The sequence below is a fragment of the Methylobacterium sp. W2 genome (assembly GCF_020662345.1).
In the GTDB taxonomy this organism is placed as follows: domain Bacteria; phylum Pseudomonadota; class Alphaproteobacteria; order Rhizobiales; family Beijerinckiaceae; genus Methylobacterium.
On the sequence record NZ_VMOA01000089.1, the window covers coordinates 1 to 1087 of the forward strand.

General features: G+C 67.1%; 1 protein-coding gene. It reads left to right on the forward strand.

Going from position 1 to position 1087, the window contains the following annotated elements:
- Positions 1 to 9: 9 nt before the first annotated feature.
- A protein-coding gene (locus FPV16_RS25825; RefSeq protein WP_227441361.1) for an IS630 family transposase occupies positions 10 to 1070 on the forward strand; the annotation gives its coding sequence in 2 pieces (ribosomal slippage) (positions 10 to 502 and positions 502 to 1070; 1062 coding nt in all).
- The last annotated feature ends 17 nt before the right edge of the window (positions 1071 to 1087 follow it).

A 1087-nucleotide genomic window follows, 5' to 3' on the forward strand; every position in this document is an offset into this window, starting at 1 on the left:
AGGTTTGCCATGTCCGCAGCCGTGCCGCTTCGCGAAGACTTCAACGCCGACGCTCTGCGCCATCTGGCCAAGACGAGCCGGGATGCCGGGCAAAGCCGGCGTCTTCTGGCGCTGGCGACGATCTACGATAGTGGCAACCGCACGGACGCGGCCCGGATCGGAGCGGTGGGCCTGCAGACGGTGCGCGATTGGGTGTTGGCCTTCAACGCCGATGGTCCGGTTGGCCTGATCGACGGCAAGGCACCGGGGCAGCGGCCCAAGCTGAACGACGACCAGCGCCGGGCGCTGGCCGCGATCGTCGAGCGCGGTCCAGACCCGGATCAGGACGGCGTCGTGCGCTGGCGGCGCACGGATCTGGCCGCCTGGCTCTATGCGCGCTTCCGCGTCAGCCTGGACGAGACCACGGTCGGGCGCGAGTTGCGGAAGCTCGGCTTTGCCAAGCTCTCCGCCAGACCCCGGCACTATGCCCAGGATCCGGCCGCGCTGGCGGTGTTTAAAAAAGTCTGCCCGCCGCGCTGAGGGCGATCCGCGCCACGCTGCCGGTCGGCACGGACATCGAACTGTGGTGGCAGGACGAGGCTCGCGTCGGCCAGAAGAACACCCTGCCACGTCGCTGGGCGCGTCGCGGCACGCGGCCCACAGCCCCCAAGGATCAGCGTACGGAATATGCCTACATCTTCGGAGCGATCTGCCCTGAGAAGGGCAAGGGCGCCGGCCTCGTCCTGCCCCGCTGCAATGCGCAAGCGATGAACGCGCACTTGGTCGAGATCAGCCTCGCCGTCGATCCCGGCGCCCATGCCGTGCTGATGCTCGACGGCGCCGGCTGGCACGTCGCCGGCGACCTCGTCGTGCCCGACAACATCACACTGTTGCAGCTCCCAGCCCGCGCTCCGGAACTCAACCCCGTCGAGAATGTCTGGCAGTTCATCCGCGATAACTGGCTCGGCGACCGGATCTTCACATCCTACGAGGACATCGTCGACCGCGGCTGCAACGCCTGGAACAGGCTCACCGATCAACCCTGGAAGATCATGTCCATCGGACTGCGCGAATGGGCTCATCGGTTATGATCAGCGCCCGTTGGTAT